Origin of the sequence: uncultured Fibrobacter sp. (assembly GCF_946062555.1) — a bacterium.
In the GTDB taxonomy this organism is placed as follows: Bacteria; Fibrobacterota; Fibrobacteria; order Fibrobacterales; family Fibrobacteraceae; genus Fibrobacter.
In genome coordinates this window covers 1-4,013 of record NZ_CAMGVQ010000113.1, presented here as the reverse complement: position 1 = coordinate 4,013, position 4,013 = coordinate 1, and the positions used below count along the sequence as shown (strand labels likewise).

Genomic DNA, 4,013 nt, shown 5'->3' with positions numbered 1-4,013 from the left:
TTTAGGAAATTCAGGTGCCTTTTTTTGTTCAAAAGGCTTGATTTTATGCCGTTTTCAGGGTAATTTTTTAGAAAAATGTTCCACACTTAGCTCAGAAGAGCCAATTTCGTTCATAATTACCCCAACCCGAAAGTTTCGAACCATTTTCTCACGATAAGTTCGCTGTTTTCAGTCGCTAATTCCTTTGCTTTCGCCATATCCGCATTTGATAACTTTCCAAATACCGGCTCGGCACATCCATTCACAATTTCAAACTTGGCTATTTTCCCCTGTCATCTTTTTCAAATATCTTCGGCATAATTAATATAGGTTATTATTTAATAACTGTCAATAGGTTAAATATTTTTATTGCCATACTCCTTCAAGCATGCTTTAAATATGAGCGTTACCAATTCAGAAACCGTAATTTCCCGCTTTTTCGCTTCAGCCTCAAGTTTTTCGACAACCCACACAGGCATTTCCCAAACACAATCAACAAAGCCATCACCAGTCGGTGTTTCGGATATAACCCTAAACGGGAAATCCTCTTTGCATTTTTCGATGTTGTTATTCATATAGCCTCCGTTTTGTGGTCGCATTTGCGGCCGGTTTATTGTTAGAGGCGTTCCTTTCAATCCAAATTTCAGGATAAAAAAGAACGCACCTCGCCTTTCCTTAGACGAGATGCGTCGGTATTTGCCTTTTAGGGGACTCCTACGGAGTCCCTCGCCTCGCTGCTAGTCCCTGAGGCAACGAACCGATAGAGCAAAGTCCTTGTAGCGGCTGCTCAGGAACGCAGACTCGTTGTAGTAGTACAAGTACACGTTGTAGGCTTTGACGTCATCGTCCTCCGTAGTACTCCAAAAGTACGCGTAGTAGCCCGAAGAGCTGAAATAGCCACCATTGCTGAGGTAGCCCGTCGGAAGAGCAGAAAAGCCAAAGTCATCCGTACCATTGCCGTGATTTTTCCAGCTACTGGTAGATCTTAACATAATGCTAGCTATGGATTGACCTCCCACCGCCGTGAAAAGGGTCTCAAATTCAGATTTTGTAGGCAAATGCCACCCCTCGGGGCAAATTCCCCGAACAGGCAAGGTCGGTGAGCACGTCGAACCATAGCCACAGCCCTTTCCGTTGTTACTCCATGTGCCAACGCTATCCATGGCAGCAGCCCAGGTGTAAAGGCGACCATACTTGGTGCAGTTGGCAGGATCGTTGTCGTAGCACCAACTGGTGGAATCGGATGTGTAACCAATGTAATTACAGGGAACGTCGGTGTAAGCATAGTTTAGGTTCTCCGCCATCCAGGTCTGGGTGCCAATGGTGACGGTCTTGTAAATTTGTCCATCGCGGCTGTCGGCCATGGTGCCGTAGGTGATTACATTGCCCGCAGAGTTACTGCTGGATGCAACCGAAGACGACGAGAAGTTTTTGTCACCCTGGAGGCTCGAAGAACTGACAGAGTCCACGGAACTGCTCGACGAAGTCACTTCGGCTGGTTCAGTGACCTTGCCGCTACTCGAAAAAGACGATTCAACAGCCGGTTCATCATTCTGTCCAGCCGATGCCGACGACGAGTCGTCACACGCCGCCAAGAACGCGACCATGCTCAACGCCACAAAAATCTTTTTCATAAAAAATCCTTCGCCCCAACGGCATCTATTTTTCTAGCAAAATATAGCAATTCACCCAATTTGGCTTGCGTATCTTTGAAAAAAAATGTATCTTATGGGAAATCGACCGGAGGTTGCAATGACGCGTTCCGTACTTGAAACAAAGATTAAATCCGTTCCCGAAGAATATCTGGCAATCATCGATGCATTTATCGACGGTTTGATGATTCAGTACCAAATGAAAAAGCCCTCCAACGAACTTGCCGCCGCCATTGAAGAAAGCGAAGCCATGCTGAACGATCCTAGTGCAAAAAAATTTGACACCGTCGAAGCTCTTTTCGCCGATCTTGATGCGGAGGACTAAGTGCAATACAAAATCGAATACACATCCCGTTTCAAGAAAGAGTATAAGTTGGCAAAAAAGAGAGGGCGCAATATAAGCCTGTTGCGCACTGTAATCGATATTCTCGCCAAGGGAGAACCTCTACCTGAAAAATACAGGGACCACTCGCTTGTATCAAACTGGACGGGATATCGCGAATGTCATATTCAGGGTGACTGGTTGCTTATCTACAAGTACCAAAATGACGAACTCATCTTGAGTTTAACAGCGACCGGCACCCATAGCGACTTGTTCTAAGATACGGCGTGTTGCTGCGTTTGCCTTGCGGCTAGTCCTTTACGCAACGAACTGAAAACCCGTTGCTATTGTCGTAGTCGTAGGTGTACAGGAACGCATTGTCGTTGACGTAGTACAGGGCCATGCTGTACGCGAAGTAGCCATTGCGCTCCGTGGAACTCCAGAAGAACGCGTAGTAGCCCTCGTCTTCGTAATGGCCGTAGCCGTCCCTGAGGCCGGCAGGCAACGCCGCAAACGAGTAGGCGTCCGTGCCGTTACTGCTATTGTACCAACCGGTCAGGGACTTGAGCTTTTTACCTGCTGTTGAGGAGCCACCCACGGTCGTGAACAAGGCTTCCCATTCCGATCGGCGCGGCAGGTGCCAGCCCTTGGGGCACACACCGCGGACTGGCAAGGTCGGCGAGCATGTCGAACCGTATCCGCAGCCCCTGCCGTTCGTGCTCCATTCGCCCACGCTATCCATGGCAGCGGCCCATGTATAAAGGCGACCGTAGGTTTCGCAGTTGCCTTCCGTAGTTCCGCTTCCGCCGCCGCACCCGCTGTTTTCCGTCACAAAGTTCAGGTTCTCCGCCATCCACCACTGTGCGCCGATTTTTACAGTCTTGTATGTTTGACCATCACGGTCATCAAGCAAAGTCCCGTATTCGCAATTATCTTCAGTTTCAGTCTTGCAACGCGTCGCCAAAGTTACTGAACTCGACGAAGACTCCATCATATCCGCAGAATCGCTACTTGCCCCGGACAATTTCTCCGAACTACTAGACTCCGCATTCTTTTCAGACGAACTAGACCGGCTAGACCCATTCGACTCCGCATTGCTGTCGCTAGAGATTGCTTCGTCGTTACACTCCTCGCAATGACGTGATGAAGACGAACTCCCCTGCTTTTCAGCACTACTCAACGCCGCAGGTTCATTGTTTTCTGCCGAAGCCGACGAACTGTCATCGCACCCGACAACAGCAAACGCCACCAAACCCATCGCAACAAGAAACTTTTTCACATATCCTCCGGTAACCCGATATAATAAATTCAAAACAAATGTAACTTATTTCGCCTAACATGACAAAAGGCGGCCTTGCTACCGCCTTACAAACAATCTTACTTCCCGAAATCAAAAAATGCAGCGGGATCCGTTCCGAAAATTTTGCCGAGTTTTAAAGCCATCTTGCGGGAAACAGTCCTGCGCCCATTTTCCATAGCGCACAGATTTTGCACCTGAATTCCAAGTTTCTCGGCCAAAGTCACCTGCGACCAGTTGCGCAAATCCCTATTCGCGACAATCATCTCTGCAGGAGTCGTCTCCAGAGACTTGAACCATTCCGAGTCCTCAAAAGGAACGGCAACGTCTTCATCGCTGACGATCACATTCTCCGGTTTATAAGTGTCCTTCAAGAACCTGACAAGCGGAGCGGGGATATGTTTCGCCCTGATTTCAATACGGGGCCTTTTCACGACTGCCAGCATAATACACCTCGATATCTATAGAGCCATCTCTACAAGTCCAGCACGCCACCCAGTTAAGAGCCAGGTGACAATGATACCTGTCGCCTCCGAGCTTGGAGTAATGCCAAAACAATGGTTGAATCGGCCCGGAGATCTTGAGTGACTGGACGAGAGCCTTAAGCTTATTTTGCACAGCCTTCGGCATCGTCGCAGCACTTCTTTGCGCTCTTTTGGTTATAGTTACATTGTACATAGTTGAATATAATCAATTTTTGATTATTTGTCAAGTTTTTCGACAACCCACACAGGCATTTCCCAAACACAATCAACAAAGCCAT

Annotated in this window: 6 protein-coding genes; 2 read left to right on the top strand and 4 right to left on the bottom strand. The window is 48.0% G+C overall.

Annotation, left to right across the window (positions count from 1 at the left end; translation table 11 throughout):
* Nucleotides 1–335: 335 nt before the first annotated feature.
* Both Q0P86_RS16580 and Q0P86_RS16575 read right to left on the bottom strand, forming a co-directional pair.
* Complete coding sequence (locus tag Q0P86_RS16580; protein WP_295041035.1) at nucleotides 336–554, bottom strand: hypothetical protein; 219 nt, start codon at nucleotides 552–554, stop codon at nucleotides 336–338.
* Nucleotides 555–716: 162 nt separating this feature from the next.
* Entirely contained in the window at nucleotides 717–1,613 is an 897-nt protein-coding gene (locus tag Q0P86_RS16575) for a fibrobacter succinogenes major paralogous domain-containing protein (protein WP_295041033.1), read from the bottom strand.
* A 118-nt stretch (nucleotides 1,614–1,731) separates the two neighbouring features.
* Between Q0P86_RS16575 and Q0P86_RS16570 the strand changes: the two genes are divergently transcribed.
* Both Q0P86_RS16570 and Q0P86_RS16565 read left to right on the top strand, forming a co-directional pair.
* Nucleotides 1,732–1,956, top strand: coding sequence for a hypothetical protein (locus tag Q0P86_RS16570; protein WP_146139548.1), 225 nt, complete (start codon nucleotides 1,732–1,734; stop codon nucleotides 1,954–1,956).
* A complete protein-coding gene (locus Q0P86_RS16565) occupies nucleotides 1,957–2,232 on the top strand; it encodes a type II toxin-antitoxin system YafQ family toxin (protein ID WP_106520303.1) in 276 nt (91 codons plus the stop codon).
* Nucleotides 2,233–2,263: 31 nt separating this feature from the next.
* On the opposite strand, the gene Q0P86_RS16560 is transcribed toward Q0P86_RS16565, so the two are convergent.
* Both Q0P86_RS16560 and Q0P86_RS16555 read right to left on the bottom strand, forming a co-directional pair.
* Nucleotides 2,264–3,232, bottom strand: a complete 969-nt coding sequence (locus Q0P86_RS16560) for a fibrobacter succinogenes major paralogous domain-containing protein (protein WP_295041031.1) — start codon at nucleotides 3,230–3,232, stop codon at nucleotides 2,264–2,266.
* Between the two features lie 98 nt (nucleotides 3,233–3,330).
* On the bottom strand, nucleotides 3,331–3,696 hold the full coding sequence (locus Q0P86_RS16555; RefSeq protein WP_295041029.1) for a helix-turn-helix transcriptional regulator: 366 nt from the start codon (nucleotides 3,694–3,696) through the stop codon (nucleotides 3,331–3,333).
* Nucleotides 3,697–4,013: the final 317 nt, after the last annotated feature.

Excerpts from the sequence above, each read along its gene's own strand:
- Q0P86_RS16580 (WP_295041035.1), bottom strand. The coding sequence starts at position 554 with ATGAATAACAACATCGAAAAATGCAAAGAGGATTTCCCGTTTAGGGTT.
- Q0P86_RS16575 (WP_295041033.1), bottom strand. The coding sequence starts at position 1,613 with ATGAAAAAGATTTTTGTGGCGTTGAGCATGGTCGCGTTCTTGGCGGCG.
- Q0P86_RS16570 (WP_146139548.1), top strand. The coding sequence starts at position 1,732 with ATGACGCGTTCCGTACTTGAAACAAAGATTAAATCCGTTCCCGAAGAA.
- Q0P86_RS16555 (WP_295041029.1), bottom strand. The coding sequence starts at position 3,696 with ATGCTGGCAGTCGTGAAAAGGCCCCGTATTGAAATCAGGGCGAAACAT.